The following is a 15446-nucleotide window of genomic DNA, read 5'->3' on the forward strand; positions in this document are numbered from 1 at the left end:
TCCCGTACGCAGCCCGTCCCGTATCCCGCCCGTCCGACACCAGCCGAGGGGGCGCCTTGCGCATCGTCGACCTGTCCACACCGGTGGACGCCCCCGTGCCCTGCGGCGCCACCGGTGCGTACGGAGCGTCGCGCGTCATCGACCGGATGCCGCGCGAGTGGTTCCCGCGCCCGGCGCACGTGCTGGACATCACCGGCGCCGACCCGGACACCCGCACCGCCGGGGTCGAGGACATCGAGAAGGCGCTCGCCCGGACCGGCTGCCGTCCGCGCCCGAGGGACATCGTCCTGCTGTACACCGGCGCCGCCTGCTGGGCCGGTACACCCCGGTACTTCACCGACTTCACCGGCCTCGACGGCCCCGCCACCGACTACCTCCTCGACCTGGGGGTCCGGGTGATCGGCACCGACGCGTTCAGCCTCGACGCCCCGTTCCACGACATGATCCGCCGCTACCACGCCACCGGCGACCGGTCGGCGCTGTGGCCCGCGCACTTCGCGGGCCGCCGCCGGGAGTACCGCCAGATCGAGCGGCTGGCGCGGCTGGACACCCTGCCGCCCACCGGGTTCCGGGTCGCCTGCTTCCCCGTGCGGACCGCGGGCGCGGGCGCGGGGGCGGGCTGGACCCGCGCGGTGGCCCTGCTCGACGAGGCGTGAGTCCGGTGGTGACGGCGCATCAGGAGGTCGACACCGAGGTCTGTGTGGTCGGCGGTGGCCCCGCCGGTCTCGTCCTGGCGCTGCTGATGCTGCGCTCCGGGGCGCGGGTGACGGTGCTGGAGCGCGCCCGCGCGCACGAGCGGGAGTCCCGTGGCGAGATCCTGCAGCCCGGCGCGCTGGCGCTGCTGGACGAGCTGGGGGTGCTCGCCGGGGCGCGGGCGCGCGGCGCCCAGGAGCTCGACCGGTTCCGGCTGTTCGAGGGCGACCGGATGCTGCTGGAGGCCGACTACCGGCTCCTGCCCGCCCCGTACGACCATCTGCTGTCCCTGCCCCGGACGCATCTGCTGGACGAACTCCTCGCCCACTGCCGCCGCCGGCCCGGCTTCCACTATCTGCCCGGCCGCAGGGTCGGCGGTCTGGTGTGGCGGGACGGGCGGATCGCCGGGGTCACCGCCGACGGCCCGGCGGGCCGCTGCACCGTGCGGGCCCGCGTCGTGGTCGGCGCGGACGGCCGCTACTCCCGGGTCCGGCGGCTGGCCGGAATCGGCGCGGGCCGTACCGAGGCGCTTCACCAAGTGCTGCTGTGGTGCACCCTCAGGGCGGGCGGCGCGGACGCCCCGCCGCTCCGCGAGGTGCGGGTGTTCCGCACCGGGGACGGCCCGGTGGTGGTCCACGGGTCCTGGCCGGACCGTGTCCAGCTGGGCTGGACGCTGCCGCAGCACGGCCACCGCGCCCTCACCGCGCTCGGCCCGGACCGGGTCAGGGAGCGGCTCGCGCGTGCCGTGCCGCCGTACGCCACGGCCATCCGCGAACAGGTCCGCGCCCTGGGCGACCTCGGGCTGCTGGACGTCTTCTCGGCCCGCGCCCGGCGCTGGGTGGACGACGGGCTGGTGCTGATCGGGGACGCCGCCCACACCCACGGCCCGATCGCCGCCCAGGGCATCACCCTCGCCATCCAGGACGCGGTGGTGCTGCACCCCGTGCTGGCCGGCGCGCTGGCCGCGGGTGACCTCGGCGCGGACCGCCTCGCCGCCTTCGAGGGGCGCCGGGGGCCCGAGGTCGCGGCCGTCATACGGACGCAGACCCGGCAGAGCCGGGCCCTGCTCTCGGGCGGCGCGTTCGCCACTCGTGTGCGCCCCCATCTCGCGCGGGTGCTGCGCCACACCCCACTGCACCGCGTGATGCTCCAACGCATCGCGTTCGGCGGGCCGTCGATCCGCGTCATGGACGCCAGGGTGTGCGGGCGCTCATGAGCGGGCGGTGCGCGTCGGCCCCCGGTGGCGGGTCGAGGCGGCCTCAAGTCACGGCGGCGACCATGGAGTTCTCATGAGAACGACCGCCTGGTACGACCGGGAGGAGGTGCCGATGGTGCCGAAGGTGTCAGACGCAGCCGGGCTGTCCGTCGTGGTGCTGGGCGGCACCGGCGCCCTGGGCGGCGCGGTCCGGCGCGCCTTCGAGGCCGTGGGCGCCCGGGTGCTGGTGGTCTCCCGCCGGGAGCCGGAGCCCGGTGAGGCCGTCTCCTGGGCCGGGCTGGACCTCACCCGTGCTCCGTCCGGACAGCTGGCCGCCGTCCTCGCCGGGGCCGCGGCCGACGTCGTGGTGAACGCGGCCGGGCTCACCCACGGCGGCACCGAGGAGGAGCTGTCCGCGGTCAACGCCGGGGTGGTGCGCACCCTGGTGGAGGCCGCCGCGGCGCTGCCGTACCGGCCCCGGCTGGTGCAGCTGGGCACCGTCCACGAGTACGGCCCGGTGTGCCGCGGCGTCGGCATCACCGAGGACCTGCCGCCCGCGCCGGTCAGCGCCTACGGCCGCACCAAGCTGCTCGGCGCGCAGTCCCTGCTGCGCGCCACCCGGGCCGGTCCGGTGGACGGCACGGTGCTGCGGATCGCCCATGTCTTCGGCCCCGGCGCGCCCCGCGCCGACCTCCTGGGCACCGTCGCCCGCCATCTGGCCTCCCACTGCCCCGGCCCGCTGCGACTGGAACCGCTGGAGGGGCGCTGGGACTTCGTGGACCTCCGCGATGTCGCCGCCGCGGCCCTCGCGGCGGCGACCGCGCCCCGGGTGAGCGGACAGGTGGTCAACATCGGCTGTGGCCAGGCGCTGGGCGTGCGGCGGCTGGTGGAGCGGATGATCGTCCTCAGCGGGCTCGGCGTGCCGCTGGTGGAGGAGCCGGGCGCCGGTGATCACCCCGCGGGCCCCGGCTGGCAGCGGGTGGACATCTCCCGGGCCCGGCTGCTGCTGGGCTGGCGGCCGCGGTTCGGCACGGTCCGGTCGCTGCGCGACCAGCTGGCCGAGGCGGGGGCGCCGGACCGCGCGGTGGTGGCGCGCCCATGATGGACCTCGGCCTGGACGGGCGCACGGTCCTGGTCACCGGCGCCACCGGTGTCGTCGGCCGGGCCGCCGCCCGCGCCTTCGCGGCGCAGGGCGCGCGGGTGGCGCTGGCCTTCCGGAACCGCCGCGAGGCCGCGGAGGAGCTGGCCGCCGAGCTGGCGGGCCCGGACGGCAACCAGGCCTTCGCCGTGCCGTACGCGTTGGAGGACTCCGCGTCGCCGCGCTGGGTCGTGGCCGCCGTCGAGGAGCGCTGGGGCGCGCTCGACGTCCTGGTGGCGAACGCCTGGCGGCGGGGCGCGCGATGCGATCCGCGCGCCCGTTTCGAGGACATCCCCGAGGGGGACTGGCTGCCGGTCGTCGCCGACAGCCTGGCCCCGGTGATCCGCACGGTGCAGTGCGCCGTCGTCGGGATGCGGGAGCGCGGCTGGGGCCGGATCGCGCTGGTGTCCTCGCGCCGGGTGCCCGACGAGTTCCACGGCGCGGCCGAGGCCGGGCTGCAGGGCCTGGCCCGCGGCCTGAGCGGGCAGGTGGCGGCGGACGGCGTGCTGGTCAACGCGGTGTGCCCGGAGGGCGCGCCCTCGGTGGCCGGGGCCGCCGCCCGGACCCTGCTGTTCCTCTGCTCGGCGGCCAACACCCAGCTCACCGGCCACGCCCTCACGCTCACAGGCGGCTGACCGGGGAGGGATCGTGCGCGTCCTGTTCACGACCTGGGCCCCGGGCGGGCATCTGGTCGCGCTGGTGCCGCTCGCCCGGGCCTTCCTCGCGGCGGGTCACCAGGTGCGGGTCGCGGTCCCGGGCGGCTGCGCGGCGGCGGTCGCCCGCGCCGGGCTGATGCCGGTGCACGCCGGGGTGCTGCCCCGCGCGCTCGGCACGCCACCGTCCGTGGCGCGCGGCGCGCGCGGCATCTGGCCCGCGGACTGGCCGGTGCGGCCCGGGGTGCTCGGCCCGGAGCAGCACGGGGCGCTGCGCGCCCTCGGGGACCGGTGGGTGGCCATCGCCGAGGCGATGGCCCAGGGCCTGGTGGCCTACGCCCGCTGCTGGCAGCCGGAGCTGGTGGTGCACGACGCGAGCACGTACGCGGGCCCGGTGGCCGCTGCGGCGCTGGGCGTGCCCGCGGTCGGCCAGCTGTGGGGGAGCACGGCGCTGCTGCGCCTGGACCGGCAGCGGCTGTCCGGGCCGCCGCTGCCCGGACTGGCCCGCCTGATGCGGCGTTACGGCGCGGATCCGGCGCGCGAGCCGGAGCTGTGGCTCGATCCCTGCCCGCCGAGCCTGGCGCTGCCCTCCCCGGAGCGGAGGCTCCCGGTGCGGTTCGTCCCGTACGAGGGGGCGTACGACGCGGCGGGCGACCCCTCGTACGATCCGGTCCGCCCCGGGCCGGGCACCGGGCCCACCCGGATCTGCGCCGTGTGGGAGGACCCCGCGGGCCCGCCCGAAGCCGTCCGGGCGGCGCTGCGGGCGGCCGAGGCGCGCGGGGTGGAGGTCGTCCGGCTGGGCGGCGCCGCCGGGGGGAGGCCGCCCGCCGGACCGCTGCACCGGATGCTGCCGGGCTGCCGCGCGGTGCTCCACCAGGGCGGCGGGGCCGCCGTGCTGGCCGCCGCCGTGGCCGGGGTGCCGCAGCTGATCGTCGCGCCCCGCCCCGAGCAGCGGCTCAACGGCGCGCGGGTGGCCCTCACGGGCGCGGGGGCGCACACCTCCGCCGACCTCCTCAGTGGTTCGCCCCGCACCGCCCCGGCGGCCGGTGCCCAGCTGGCCCGGGACCTGTTCGCGCTGCTGGAGCAGCCCTCGTATCTGGTCGCGGCCCGTGCGCTGCGGGAGGAGGCCCGGTCGATGCCCGGCCCGGAGGCGGCGGTGGTGCGGCTGACCACCCGCCCCGAGGACATACGGAAGGCCCCTCACCCGTGGTGAGAGGCCTTCCGTATGTCGGTGCGCCGCCAGGGACTCGAACCCCGGACCCGCTGATTAAGAGTCAGCTGCTCTAACCAACTGAGCTAGCGGCGCCTGCTGACGTAGAAGACCTTAGCACCCGGGTCAGGCGAAGTGAAAATCGATGTCCTCGGCCCGCTGTCCGCCCGGATTCCGCCTGCTCTCAGCCCGGAAACAGGGCGGGTGCGCTGGTCACAGCGGTGTCGTCGGCGTCCGTGCCGGCCGGGGCGCGCAGCGTGCGGGCCGCCCGCACACAGGCCCACAGCAGCACCTCGGGGCCGGGCAGCCAGGGGCTGCGGACGTCGGGGGCGACGAGCCAGCGGGGCGAGGGGGCGTCGTACGAGGCGATCTCCGCCGGGGGCTCGGGCTCCCCCGGCCCGGGGTCCAGGGGGTACAGGGGCGGCACGGTGACCGTGTCCCCCCAGCCGTAGCAGAGCAGTGGTGGTGCCGTGCCGCCCCACTCTTCCCAGCCGAGCAGCGCGGGCAGCCGCTGTGCCGCGCCCGGGGTGGTGAACAGCATGACCCGGCTGCCCTGGGCGGCCACCGGACCCGTGCCGGGGCCGTCGGTCCATAACCGGCTGACCACCCTGCGCCCGAAGAGCGCGTCCATGCTGACGACGTCGAACGCGGTGCCACACGGCAGGGGGACCGAGGTCGCCGGATGCTCCGCCCAGAGGGCGTGGACGCCGCGGGGGGACCGGCTGGCGGAGGCGAGCCAGTCGGCACCGGCCGGGGTGACGTAGGCGGCGGTGTGAAGTGAGTCCCGAGGCGTTCTGCTCATGTTTCTACAATTACCGTCAGCGGGGGAGGTGTCGGGGGATGCGGTAAAACCGGGACATGGCGCGGGGGGATGGGGTACCTTCCGCTCGCATATGCCCCCGGCGCGTGATAGCTGCAGGTCGCCGCCCGTTCATGGGGGTTTCCCGTACGGAGTACGCCCATCAGTCCGGCAGCTCGCCGCTTTGTATCAGTTCGCGACCGAACTCGATCATCTTTTTGGCGTAGTCCTCGGTCCACTCCGCCCGCTCGGCGATCGCGGCGGGGGTCAGCCGGTCGAACCGTCTGGGATCGGCGAGCTGCGCGGCCGCCATCGCCTGAAACTCCATGGCCCGGTCCGTCGCCGCGCGGAAGGCGAGCACCAGCTCGGTCGAGCGGGTGAGCAGTTCGCGGGGGTCCTCGATCGACTCCAGGTCGAAGAAGTGTGCCTCGTCCTTGACGGCGGCGGCCGGTTCGAAGAGCAGCGCGGCCGGTTTCATTCGCCGCGGCGCGGCGCTGTGCGGGCCTTGAGCCGCATCCGGCTCGGGCATGTGATCTCTCCTCCTGGGTCGTGAGACACGTTCGGTTCGCGGTGCGTCCTGTTCCCATTGTCGCGCGAGGGGCAAGACCGCCGCCCCCACCAGGGGTGTCTCCCCACCGGCCCCTCCTCCGAACCCAGCGCCGGGGTCCCGGCCCCGGCTCACGGCCAAGAGACGCCTACGGGCGCCAGGAGACGCGGTGTTCGGCCAGGTGCGACAGGACCGCGTGGTTCGCCTCCCATCCGTCCGGGAACTTCACCGTCACGCCCAGCTGCACGGGCTCCGTCGACGGATGCTCGTCCAGCAGCTCCGCCACCCCCGCCCGGCACACCACCACACACGCGTGCCGGTGGCGCGAGGCCAGCACGCACAGCCGGCCCGTCTCCAGATGGAAGGCCGTCGCGTCGGGGCGGCCGGACAGCGGGTGGAGCACCACCGTCAGGTCGAACTCACGTCCCTGGAGTCGGTTAGCCGTGTCCACGGTGACGCCCGACACCCCCAGCCCCGCCAGCGCCGCCCGCACGGCCGCCGCCTGGTCGCGGTGCGCGGTGCCGACGGCGATCCGGTCGGCCGTCAGCGGCGCCGGCTCGTCGGCGCGCTCGCTGACCGCCGCGCCGCCCCGGTCCAGCGTCCGCCGGACCACCTGGGCCACGGCCGCCACCGCCTCCGGGTCGGTGCGCGGCGTGTGGCGGGCCGGAAGCTCCAACAGCCCCCACCCCGAGACGGCGGCCTCGTCCAGCACCCGGTCCGGCCCCGAACCGTCCGAGGGCACCCCGAAGCTCAGCCGCCGGTCGCCGTGGCCGGTGCCGCTGCGGAACGGCGTGTACGGATAGAACGCGTCCGACACCAGCGGCGCGGCCGAAGCGGGCAGCCGCCAGGACACCGGCAGCCGGTGCTGCGGAAGCCGCGGGTTGTGCGCCAGGAGCGTGGTCACCGCGCTCGCCGACGGGTCGTACGACAGCCCCGCCCACTGATCGGCGCCCACCACGCTGAACGGGTCCAGCTGCCCGGGGTCGCCGACGAACAGCGCCCGCTCGAAGAGCCCCGCGACGGCCAGCAGCGCGTCCGAGCGCATCTGGTACGCCTCGTCCACGATCGCGTGGCTCCACGGCTCGACGTTCTTGACGTGGGCCCATTTCGCGGCGGTGGACACCACGATGCCGAGCCCGGCCAGGTCGGCGACCTTCGCGGAGCAGCGCACCGCCGGATGGTCGTCGAGCACGGGGTCGTACGGATGCGGATCGCTGCTGTGCAACCGGCCGACCGGAAGGTCCGGGTCCGCCGTGGCGAGCCGGTCCACCAGGTCGTCCACCTGCGCGTTGGTCTGCGCGACCACCATCAGTGGCCGCCCGGCGGCGGCCAGCTCCCGGGCCGCCCGGACGACCAGCGTCGACTTGCCCGCACCGGGCGGGGAATCCACGACGACACCGCGGTGGGTGCCGTGCAGCGTGTCGTGCAGGATCGCGTCGGTCGCGCGCGCGGCCGCGGCCGACGGGTCGAACGGCTCGCCCTTCCCCGTACGGGCCGCCCGGTCCGTGGCGATCAAAGGTAGTCCTCCTCGGTCACGGGGTCGGCGTCCTGCGCGGCCGGGTCCGGCGGGCCGCCGTGGGTCCACGGGGTGCTCTCGGGGCCGGGCAGCTCGGGCCCACCCCGGGGCGCGTGCTCGAACAGCGTCCAGCACACCCGGTCGCCCGGCTCGGGCACCGAACCCGGCTCCGGCTCCTTGCCCCGGCCCATCCCACCGGTCAGCCGGACCACCAGCATCCCCGGGGCGTCCTCCCCGGCGAACTCCCCGGTCTGCGTCCGGCCGTCGTCCGTCAGCCGGTACAGCTTCATCCGCTCGGCCAGGTGCGGACGGTCCTCGGTGCGCACCGTGACCAGTGGCCTCGGCCGTGGCACCTTCGCCTCCGACCAGGCCATCTCCACCTCGGTGACCTCGCCCGCGAACGCCTCCCCGGACAGCCGCCGCCCCGCCATGACCAGCGGATCGTCCAGCGCCTCCTGCGCGTCCAGCTGGGCCTGCGCGGTCTCGCGCGCCGCGAGCTTCTGCGCCGCCGTCACCGCGTCGTCCCGCTTCGGCTGGGGCGGTTCACCGGCCCGCAGCCGGTCCCGGTGGGCCGTGTACGACCAGCGGTCCCGCTTCCAGCGGTCCGCCACCCGCGCCCCCTCCGGCAGCTCCCGCAGCAGATCCACGCCCCGCCACAGCGCGTCCCAGGTGGGGCGCAGCTGGGAGGCGATCAGCTCGCGCAGCTCCGCCTCGGCCATCCGCAGCCGTGCCTCCCCTCCGGCGACGCCGCCGGTCACCTCGGACCGCGCCGCGTCGTACCGGGACATCGCCGGGGCCAGCAGCTTGTTGTCGAACGCCGGATCGGTGGCGGGGCCCGCGGGCGGGTGGAGCAGCTGCCCGTCCCCGTCCCGCGCCGACTCGGTGTGCAGCGCCGCCTCCGCGCCCGGGACGCCCTCCGGCGGGTCGATCCAGGCCAGCAGCGATCCCAGGTGCTGGTCCTCCAGGTTGCTCTGCCCGGTCGCCCAGTGGCGGCCCAGCAGCTCGGTCAGCGACAGCAGCAGCGAGGAGCCGGGCACCCGGGACCGCTCCCCGTAGTGCGTCAGCCACCGGCCGAGCAGCGGTACGCGCGCGGGCGCCGGGAACGGCGTCTCCGGGTCCTGCTCGGCGGTGCGCCGGAACCGCATCGACCGCCCCAGCAGCCGGACGAACGCCACGCCCGCGCCGCTGGGCACCAGCAGCTGCGGCGCGTCCGCGCACAGCTCGACCTGGACCGGCACCTTCTTCCCGGTCTCCGGGTCGGTCTCCTTGCGCTCCTCCAGCTCGACGTCGTCCGCGTACCCCTCCAGGTACGGAAGCATCTCCTCCGCCAGTTCGGAGAGGAACGCGAACCGCAGATCACGGTTGCGCGGCTGCGCGACGACCAGCAGCCGCGGCGCGTCCCGGTCGGTGCCCACCAGCGCCCCGAGCGGCGCGCCCGTCTCGCCCGCGGTGGTCAGCGGGACGAACGCCAGCGGCCGCCGCGACAGATGCCGGTGCCGCACCGTGGCGGCGGGCCGCGCCCGGCCCTCCCGGACGGCTTCCATCCGGGCCAGCGTGGTGATCAGCGACATACCGCCTCCGCAGGTCCCGGGGCGAGGGCCAGGGCCTCGGCGCGCAGGGCCGCCGCGCGCCGCAGGGTGTCCACGGCCGGGTCGCCGGTCGGCGCCGGGTCGTCCCCGCCCTCCAGGGCGGCCGTGAGCACGGCCTCCACCGTGGTCAGCCCGCCCAGCTCGCCCCGGACGCCGCGCCCCAGCGACTCGACGGCGCCGGTCGCCCGGGCCCGCGCCCGGCAGTGGAGGGCCAGCTCGCAGGTGGACAGGCACTCGGGCGCGTACGCCGCGTCCACCGCCTCGACCGCGGCGGTCAGCTCCTCGACGGGCCGGGTCGGGGTCCGGCCGTCCTCGGTGAGCCGCAGGTCGAAGGTGGTGCCCTCGGGGAGGGCGGCGGCGATCTCCTCGATCCGGGTGAGCCGGCCCAGCTGCCGCCGGGTCACGGCCAGCTGCTTGCGCACATCGACGAGCTCGGCGGTCGGCAGGTTGGAGAAGTCCTTGGGGCAGACGAGCAGCACTTCGTGCCGCACCCGGGCCGGGACGCCGTCCTCCTTGCCCTCCGGACCCTCCGTGACCTCCCCGAGGTGCGCCGCGACCCGCTCGAGGGCCAGGGCGTAGACGGCCGACTGCCGGGCCGCCGCGCCGACCTTGGCCGGGTCGGCGGCGCCGTCCACCATGGGGAAGGACTTGATCTCGATGACCGTCCAGGAGCCGTCGGGGTGCACCACGACCGCGTCCGGCTCCAGGAAGGCGGGGGAGCCCGCGACGTCCAGGCTCACCATCGGATGGTCGAGCAGCGCCCACCGCCCCGCCGCCGTGGCCTCCCGCAGCGCCAGCGCCGTACGGGCCGTGCGCCCTTGGAGACCGGCCGCCGTCAGATCGGGGGTCGCGGTGGTGTCCGGGTCGGGCGCGGCCGAACCGTCCGCCAGCCGCTCGTGCAACAGCCGCATGAGCAGCGCGCCGCGGTCGGCCTTGACCCGGGCCTCGAAGGTGTTGCCGCGCTGGTGCGCGAACTGGGACTGGCCGAAGGGCGCGGGCGTCCCGAGCGCCCGCGCGAGCGCGCCCTTGTCGACCCCGGCGCCGTCGAGCAACGCCCGGCGGCGGCAACCGGGGTTGGCCGCCAGCGCGGCCAGCGCGCGGGCGTCCATCGGGTGCGGAACGGCGGACGGGCCGCGCAGCTCAGCGAGCCGGTGCCGCAGCGCTGTCGGAGCCGCTGCCGCCCGCACCGGTGCCCCGGGCGCGGCCGGCACCGGCACCGGCTTGCCGTCCGAGGCCGTCGCCGCCATCCGTACGTTGCCTGTCCGCGCCCCTGCCCTGCTGTCGGGGGATCCGTTCCCGTTCACGGGCCGAAGTCTCGCACTTGTCACTGACATTCGCGGCCGCGCCGGGGTTTCCGACCGGGTTTCCGGCGGCGCCCGCCTCCGTGGAGACGTCCGCGGAGGCGGGCGTGGAGGCGTCCGTGGAGACATCGGCCGTACGGGCCGCGGCGCCGGTCGCGGTGACGGCGCGGGCCGGGCGGAAGCGCTCGCGGACGGTGTCCGCCAGCCGCAGCGCGGGCCGGGTCAGCAGCGCCCCGACCCCCACGGCGGCGGCGCCGGCGGCCGCGTCGAGGAAGTAGTGGTTCGCGGTGCCCATCACCACGAGGGCGATGACCAGCGGATAGGCCACGGCGACGATCTTCGCCCACACCGAGCGCCCCTGCCACCACAGCGCTATGCCGCACCACAGCGCCCAGCCCACGTGGAGGCTCGGCATCGCCGCGTACTGGTTGGTGAGTCCGCCCATGCCGCGCGGCGCGCTCGCCTCACCGCCCCACCAGCCGTACGAGCTGTACTGGGCCATCGTGTCGACGAAGCCCTGGCTCGCCTCCAGCAGCCGCGGCGGGCAGGTCGGCACCACGACGAATCCGATCAGTCCGATCATCGTGGTGATCAGCAGCCAGGTGCGGGCGAAGCGGTAGTCCGCGGACCGGCCGCGCTTCCACAGCCACACCAGGACCGCCGGGGTGGCCGCGTAATGCAGCGACGCGTACACGAAGTCGGCCGGTATGCCTATCCAGGCGTGGCTGGTGAACACGTCGTTGAGCGGCGACTCGAAGTCGATGTTGAACCGCCGCTCGAAACGGAGGATCGCCAGGCCGTGTTCGACGGCCGTGGACACATCGCCTTGGCCCAGAAGCCGACCGCCCGCGTACGCGAGGTACACCACCGCGATCAACGGCAGCTCGGTCCACCAACGGGGCCGACTGCCCAGTGTCACTCCGGCACGGGGCGCGGTTTGGGGCATCCGGACGCTCTCCCAGTTAAAAGTCGGGCGGCCACAATATGGCGCGCGATCAACCGTACGGTGTAGTCGAGGCGGTCCCCGCACCGCCCCCGGAGACCCACGGCCCAGGACCGCGCGAGGGAGAAGACGCCGGGAGTGCCCCCGAGGTTGCCTCTCGATCACGTGCGCGATGATGGATGGACGGCGGATGGACAGAGTTCTGTTCGCCGGGGCGCGTACAGCGCAGGTATCCGCGGGCGGCCGCGTGTCACGGCGCGCGGGGCGCGCGGCAGGCACGTATCCGGTGAAAGGCGACCCCCATGGCACCACGCATCCTCCTGGCCCGGCACGGACAGACGCGGTGGTCGCTCCTGGGCAAGCACACCGGCCGTACGGACATTCCGCTGCTGGACGAGGGGCGACGCGGCGCCAAACTGCTCGGTGAGCGGCTGCACCAGGACCCGTGGGCGGGCCTGCCGGACGTCGAGGTGCGCACCAGTCCGCTCGTACGCGCCAAGGAGACCTGCGAACTGGCGGGCTTCGGCGACCGGGCGCAGGAGTGGGACGCCCTGCTGGAGTGGGACTACGGCGCCTACGAGGGGATGACCCCGGACGAGATCAAGGCGGCCCGCCCGGGCTGGCTCATCTGGCGCGACGGCGTCCCCGAGGGCGAGTCCCTGGCCGCGATCACCGCCCGGGCGGACGCGGTGGTGGAGTGGGCGCGCTCCGCCGACCGCGATGTGCTGGTCTTCGCGCACGGCCACATCCTGCGCACCCTGGGGGCCCGCTGGCTCGGCTACGACGCCTCCTTCGCGGCCCGCGTACGCCTCGACCCCACGTCCCTGTCGATCCTGGGCTGGGCGTACGGCGAACCGGCCATCGAGCGCTGGAACGACACCGGGCACCTGGCCTGACCCCCGCCGGCACACCGGCCACGGCGGGCGGGTCGGGCAGACCCACCGTCAGGCCGGGCTCTCGCGGCCGGTCTGCTGATAGCGGGCGAGGAATCCGGCGACCGTCGCGTTGCGGCCGTGCGGGCGCAGCAGGCGGGCGGTGTCCTCCAGCATCCGGCGGATCCGGGAGGACGTGACCTGGTTCAGCAGGCCCAGGGCGCGGTCCGCCGCCGCGGCGGCCGCCTCCGGCTCGCCGTCCGCGACCAGGTCGCTCGCCAGCTCCGTGGTGAACAGGGCGATGTTGCGGGTGAAGTGGGGCTTCTGGAGGCAGACCGCGCGGCGCGCGTGCTCCGCCGCGCGCCCCCAGTCGCCCAGCGCCGACCAGCACTGCGCCTCCAGGCCCTCCAGTTCGGCCTCGCCGAAGAAGGTCATCCACTCCGGGTCGTCGTCGCGGGGGCCGCGGCCGAAGAGCGCCTGGGCGCGCAGCAGGGCCCGTTCACAGCCGCCGCGGTCCGCCAGCCAGGCCCGGCCGCCCGCCTCGCGCAGCGCGATGAGCGACAGCAGCCGGGGCGAGGCGAGCCGCCGCGCGGCCCGCTGCGCGGCCTGGGCTGCGCGCACGGCCTCGCGGGGGCGGCCCGCGTCGCGGGCCAGGAAGGCGGTGTTGCAGAACGCGTGGGCCTCCAGGGCCGGATCGCCCGTGACGCGCGCGGTGGCCAGCGCCTCCGCGTAGTGCGAGCGGGCGTCGGTGAGCCGCCCGGAGTCATGGGCGAGCCAGCCCACCGAGATGGCCAGCTCACCCGCGCCCGCGTACAGCCGCTCCGCGACGGAGCGGCTGTGGCCGCCCGCGTCGAGCAGCGTGTACGCGGCGCTCAGCGGGCGGGCGGTGTGGACGTAGAGGCTGTCCGCGCCGTGCCGGTCGTCCAGCAGCCGGATCCGGCGCACGGCCTCCTCCACGGCGGCCGCTTCGGCCTGCCCGGCCCGCCGGGGGGTTCGCACGGCCTCGGCGGCTGCCGCCGCCCCGCCGGCCATGAACGCACGCCGTAGCAGTTCGCTCTCCTCGAAGATGTCGATGTCGGCCGGGGCGCGGGGCTCCGGCTCCGGGCGGGGTGCCGGTACGGCGGCGGGTCCGACCGGGCGGCCCCGGACCGCCTCGCGCGGGGTGAACCCCAGGTCGGTGAGGGTGCGGCCGGGGAACATATGCCGGAAGACGCGCTCGTAGGCGTAGTTGGGGCAGCGGATCGCCCCCGACTCGACGCGGCCGATGTAGCGCGCGTCACAGGAGACCTGTTCGCCGATCTCGCGGGCCGCGCGCCGTACGGACGCCGCGAACTCGGCCGGTGAGAGCTGCCCGCGTAACAGCCGGAACGCGGTGTTCGGCCGGCGAGGCGGAGAAGACGACGATTCCGGAAGCGGCCTCATGGTGACCCTCCCTACGGTGCTGCCGTGTCGGCGGGGGAGCACCGTACCGGTTAAGACGTTCCTGACATGGGGATGTTTCCGGCAATAAAGACAAGTCGCCTGCGATCTGCCATGAACTGCCATCCTTTACGGCGGCATTCGGCCGTAGCCGTTGACACTGCCGAGCGTTGAACCCTGTGCAACCCGATGAAGAGGGAGGCCGGAGTGGACATCAGCCGCTCGCGGACGACTGCCCAACATCACCCGCGCCAGGACTGCGATCTGGTCACCGTGCCCGCCCGCCAAGGGCTGGAGGCGGTGGACATCCTGCGCCGCGGCTGCGACGGCCTCGGCCCCGTGATGCACGACAACGCCTGCGACACCCTCGGCTTCCTGGTGCCGCCCGGCACCGCGGACGGCTGGGACATGCCGGGCAGCGCCTGCACCCAGACGGCCGGGCGCGGCATGCGGATAAACGACGGCGGCGCCCCGGGACAGGCCCCCACCCACTGGCTGGTGCCGCCGGACGCCGCGTACACCGGGGCCACCGACCCCGCGGAGCTGCGGGCCGCGCTCGGTGAGGCGGCCCGCACGATCGAGGCCGTCGACCGCTGCCAGTGATCGCTGGTCAGGAGGGTGCCGAACCGGCTGTCGGTGGCCCGGCCCATACTGGGGCACATGGCGAAAGGCACGAAGAAGCGACCGGCGGCGCGCGGGCGCGCGGCGGGCCGGGGGCGCACCCCCGAGCCGATCACCGCCCCCGTCGACGGGGGCCTCGCCGAGCTGGTGCCGGACCGCGACCGCCCGCGCGGCTGGACGCTGCTGCTGGACGGCAAACCGCAGTCCCATGTGGACCTCGACGACCCCGCTCATCTGGACTTCGAGTACCAGCGGCGGCTCGGCCACGCCGCCGATCTCGCCGCCCCGCCGGGGCGCCCGCTGCACGCCGTCCACCTGGGCGGCGGCGCCTTCACCCTCGCCCGCTACATCGCGGCCACCCGCCCCCGCTCCACCCAGCAGATCGTCGAGATCGACGCCGCGCTCGTCCAGTTCGTACGGCGTGAGCTGCCGCTCGACCCCGGCGCCCGGATACGGGTGCGGGGCGCCGACGCCCGGGCCGGGCTCACCAAGCTGCCCGAGGGCCGGGCCGATCTGGTCATCGCGGACGTCTTCGGCGGGGCCCGCACCCCCGCCCACCTGACCAGCGCGGAGTTCCTGGCCGAGGTCCGCCGGGTGCTGCGCCCTGGCGGGCTGTACGCGGCGAACGTCGCCGACGGACCGCCGCTGGCCCATCTGCGCGCCCAGATCGCCACCGCCCGCGCCGCGTTCGCCGAGGTGTGCCTGACCGCCGACCCCGCCGTGCTGCGCGGCCGCCGCTTCGGCAACGCCGTCCTGCTGGCCGCCGACCACGAGCTGCCGGTGGCCGAGCTGACCCGCCGCGCCGCCGTGGACCCGCACCCCGCCCGGGTCGAACACGGCCGCGCGCTCGCGGACTTCACCGGTGGCGCGGCGCCGGTCACCGACGCGACCGCCACGCGGTCCCCGGCACCTCCGGCGGCCGTTTTCGACTGACCCGCGAAAATCTGTCG

The 15446-nt window shown here is 75.7% G+C and carries 14 protein-coding genes, 1 tRNA gene and 1 pseudogene; 8 read left to right on the top strand and 8 right to left on the bottom strand.

The genetic code is table 11. The annotated features are described in order from the left end of the window. Window positions 1-77: 77 nt before the first annotated feature. The 5 genes and pseudogenes from ASC60_RS19330 to ASC60_RS19350 form a co-directional block, all read left to right on the top strand. Window positions 78-656, top strand: a pseudogene (locus ASC60_RS19330) (cyclase family protein); the annotation flags it as partial. Between the two features lie 8 nt (window positions 657-664). Further along, complete coding sequence (locus ASC60_RS19335) at window positions 665-1909, top strand: FAD-dependent monooxygenase (RefSeq protein ID WP_055553087.1); 1245 nt, start codon at window positions 665-667, stop codon at window positions 1907-1909. A gap of 73 nt (window positions 1910-1982) precedes the next feature. After that, window positions 1983-2990, top strand: a complete 1008-nt coding sequence (locus ASC60_RS19340; RefSeq protein WP_055552575.1) for an NAD(P)-dependent oxidoreductase — start codon at window positions 1983-1985, stop codon at window positions 2988-2990. After that, window positions 2987-3661, top strand: a complete 675-nt coding sequence (locus ASC60_RS19345; RefSeq protein ID WP_234357026.1) for an SDR family NAD(P)-dependent oxidoreductase — start codon at window positions 2987-2989, stop codon at window positions 3659-3661. Before ASC60_RS19340 ends, ASC60_RS19345 begins: the two co-directional genes overlap by 4 nt. A 13-nt stretch (window positions 3662-3674) precedes the next feature. Further along, window positions 3675-4892, top strand: a complete 1218-nt coding sequence (locus tag ASC60_RS19350) for a nucleotide disphospho-sugar-binding domain-containing protein (RefSeq protein WP_055552578.1) — start codon at window positions 3675-3677, stop codon at window positions 4890-4892. Window positions 4893-4911: 19 nt separating this feature from the next. Here the strand turns inward: ASC60_RS19350 and ASC60_RS19355 are convergent. From ASC60_RS19355 to ASC60_RS19385, 7 genes are all read right to left on the bottom strand, one after another. Further along, window positions 4912-4985 (bottom strand) — tRNA-Lys (locus ASC60_RS19355). A gap of 88 nt (window positions 4986-5073) precedes the next feature. Continuing rightward, on the bottom strand, window positions 5074-5691 hold the full coding sequence (locus tag ASC60_RS19360) for a bifunctional DNA primase/polymerase (protein WP_055552580.1): 618 nt from the start codon (window positions 5689-5691) through the stop codon (window positions 5074-5076). 160 nt (window positions 5692-5851) lie between these two features. Continuing rightward, on the bottom strand, window positions 5852-6217 hold the full coding sequence (locus ASC60_RS19365) for a hypothetical protein (RefSeq protein WP_055552582.1): 366 nt from the start codon (window positions 6215-6217) through the stop codon (window positions 5852-5854). A gap of 166 nt (window positions 6218-6383) precedes the next feature. After that, a complete protein-coding gene (locus ASC60_RS19370) occupies window positions 6384-7751 on the bottom strand; it encodes an AAA family ATPase (protein WP_055552584.1) in 1368 nt (455 codons plus the stop codon). Then, on the bottom strand, window positions 7748-9322 hold the full coding sequence (locus ASC60_RS19375; RefSeq protein ID WP_055552586.1) for a hypothetical protein: 1575 nt from the start codon (window positions 9320-9322) through the stop codon (window positions 7748-7750). Before ASC60_RS19375 ends, ASC60_RS19370 begins: the two co-directional genes overlap by 4 nt. After that, on the bottom strand, window positions 9313-10587 hold the full coding sequence (locus ASC60_RS19380) for a hypothetical protein (protein WP_055552587.1): 1275 nt from the start codon (window positions 10585-10587) through the stop codon (window positions 9313-9315). The genes ASC60_RS19375 and ASC60_RS19380 overlap by 10 nt, the downstream gene beginning before the upstream one ends. Next, window positions 10481-11587: a phosphatase PAP2 family protein gene (locus tag ASC60_RS19385; protein WP_055552589.1), complete on the bottom strand. Its 1107-nt coding sequence runs from the start codon at window positions 11585-11587 to the stop codon at window positions 10481-10483. The genes ASC60_RS19380 and ASC60_RS19385 overlap by 107 nt, the downstream gene beginning before the upstream one ends. A gap of 299 nt (window positions 11588-11886) precedes the next feature. Between ASC60_RS19385 and ASC60_RS19390 the strand changes: the two genes are divergently transcribed. Beyond that, complete coding sequence (locus tag ASC60_RS19390) at window positions 11887-12480, top strand: histidine phosphatase family protein (protein WP_055552591.1); 594 nt, start codon at window positions 11887-11889, stop codon at window positions 12478-12480. A gap of 48 nt (window positions 12481-12528) precedes the next feature. On the opposite strand, the gene ASC60_RS19395 is transcribed toward ASC60_RS19390, so the two are convergent. Further along, window positions 12529-13878 carry a hypothetical protein gene (locus tag ASC60_RS19395; protein ID WP_055552593.1) on the bottom strand — a complete coding sequence of 450 codons (1350 nt, stop codon included), beginning with the start codon at window positions 13876-13878 and terminating at the stop codon, window positions 12529-12531. 186 nt (window positions 13879-14064) lie between these two features. On the opposite strand from ASC60_RS19395, the gene ASC60_RS19400 reads away from it, so the two are divergent. Both ASC60_RS19400 and ASC60_RS19405 read left to right on the top strand, forming a co-directional pair. After that, on the top strand, window positions 14065-14478 hold the full coding sequence (locus ASC60_RS19400; protein WP_055552595.1) for a hypothetical protein: 414 nt from the start codon (window positions 14065-14067) through the stop codon (window positions 14476-14478). Window positions 14479-14535: 57 nt separating this feature from the next. After that, entirely contained in the window at window positions 14536-15429 is an 894-nt protein-coding gene (locus tag ASC60_RS19405; RefSeq protein ID WP_055553089.1) for a spermidine synthase, read from the top strand. Window positions 15430-15446: the final 17 nt, after the last annotated feature.

This window comes from Streptomyces sp. NBRC 110028 (assembly GCF_001417735.1).
Taxonomy (GTDB): Bacteria; Actinomycetota; Actinomycetes; order Streptomycetales; family Streptomycetaceae; genus Streptomyces.

Bases quoted from the DNA above. Each gene is read 5' to 3' on its own strand.
- ASC60_RS19340 (WP_055552575.1), top strand. From the start codon at position 1,983: ATGAGAACGACCGCCTGGTACGACCGGGAGGAGGTGCCGATGGTGCCG.
- ASC60_RS19345 (WP_234357026.1), top strand. From the start codon at position 2,987: ATGATGGACCTCGGCCTGGACGGGCGCACGGTCCTGGTCACCGGCGCC.
- ASC60_RS19360 (WP_055552580.1), bottom strand. From the start codon at position 5,691: ATGAGCAGAACGCCTCGGGACTCACTTCACACCGCCGCCTACGTCACC.
- ASC60_RS19365 (WP_055552582.1), bottom strand. From the start codon at position 6,217: ATGCCCGAGCCGGATGCGGCTCAAGGCCCGCACAGCGCCGCGCCGCGG.
- ASC60_RS19375 (WP_055552586.1), bottom strand. From the start codon at position 9,322: ATGTCGCTGATCACCACGCTGGCCCGGATGGAAGCCGTCCGGGAGGGC.
- ASC60_RS19380 (WP_055552587.1), bottom strand. From the start codon at position 10,587: ATGGCGGCGACGGCCTCGGACGGCAAGCCGGTGCCGGTGCCGGCCGCG.
- ASC60_RS19385 (WP_055552589.1), bottom strand. From the start codon at position 11,587: ATGCCCCAAACCGCGCCCCGTGCCGGAGTGACACTGGGCAGTCGGCCC.
- ASC60_RS19390 (WP_055552591.1), top strand. From the start codon at position 11,887: ATGGCACCACGCATCCTCCTGGCCCGGCACGGACAGACGCGGTGGTCG.
- ASC60_RS19395 (WP_055552593.1), bottom strand. From the start codon at position 13,878: ATGAGGCCGCTTCCGGAATCGTCGTCTTCTCCGCCTCGCCGGCCGAAC.
- ASC60_RS19400 (WP_055552595.1), top strand. From the start codon at position 14,065: ATGAAGAGGGAGGCCGGAGTGGACATCAGCCGCTCGCGGACGACTGCC.
- ASC60_RS19405 (WP_055553089.1), top strand. From the start codon at position 14,536: ATGGCGAAAGGCACGAAGAAGCGACCGGCGGCGCGCGGGCGCGCGGCG.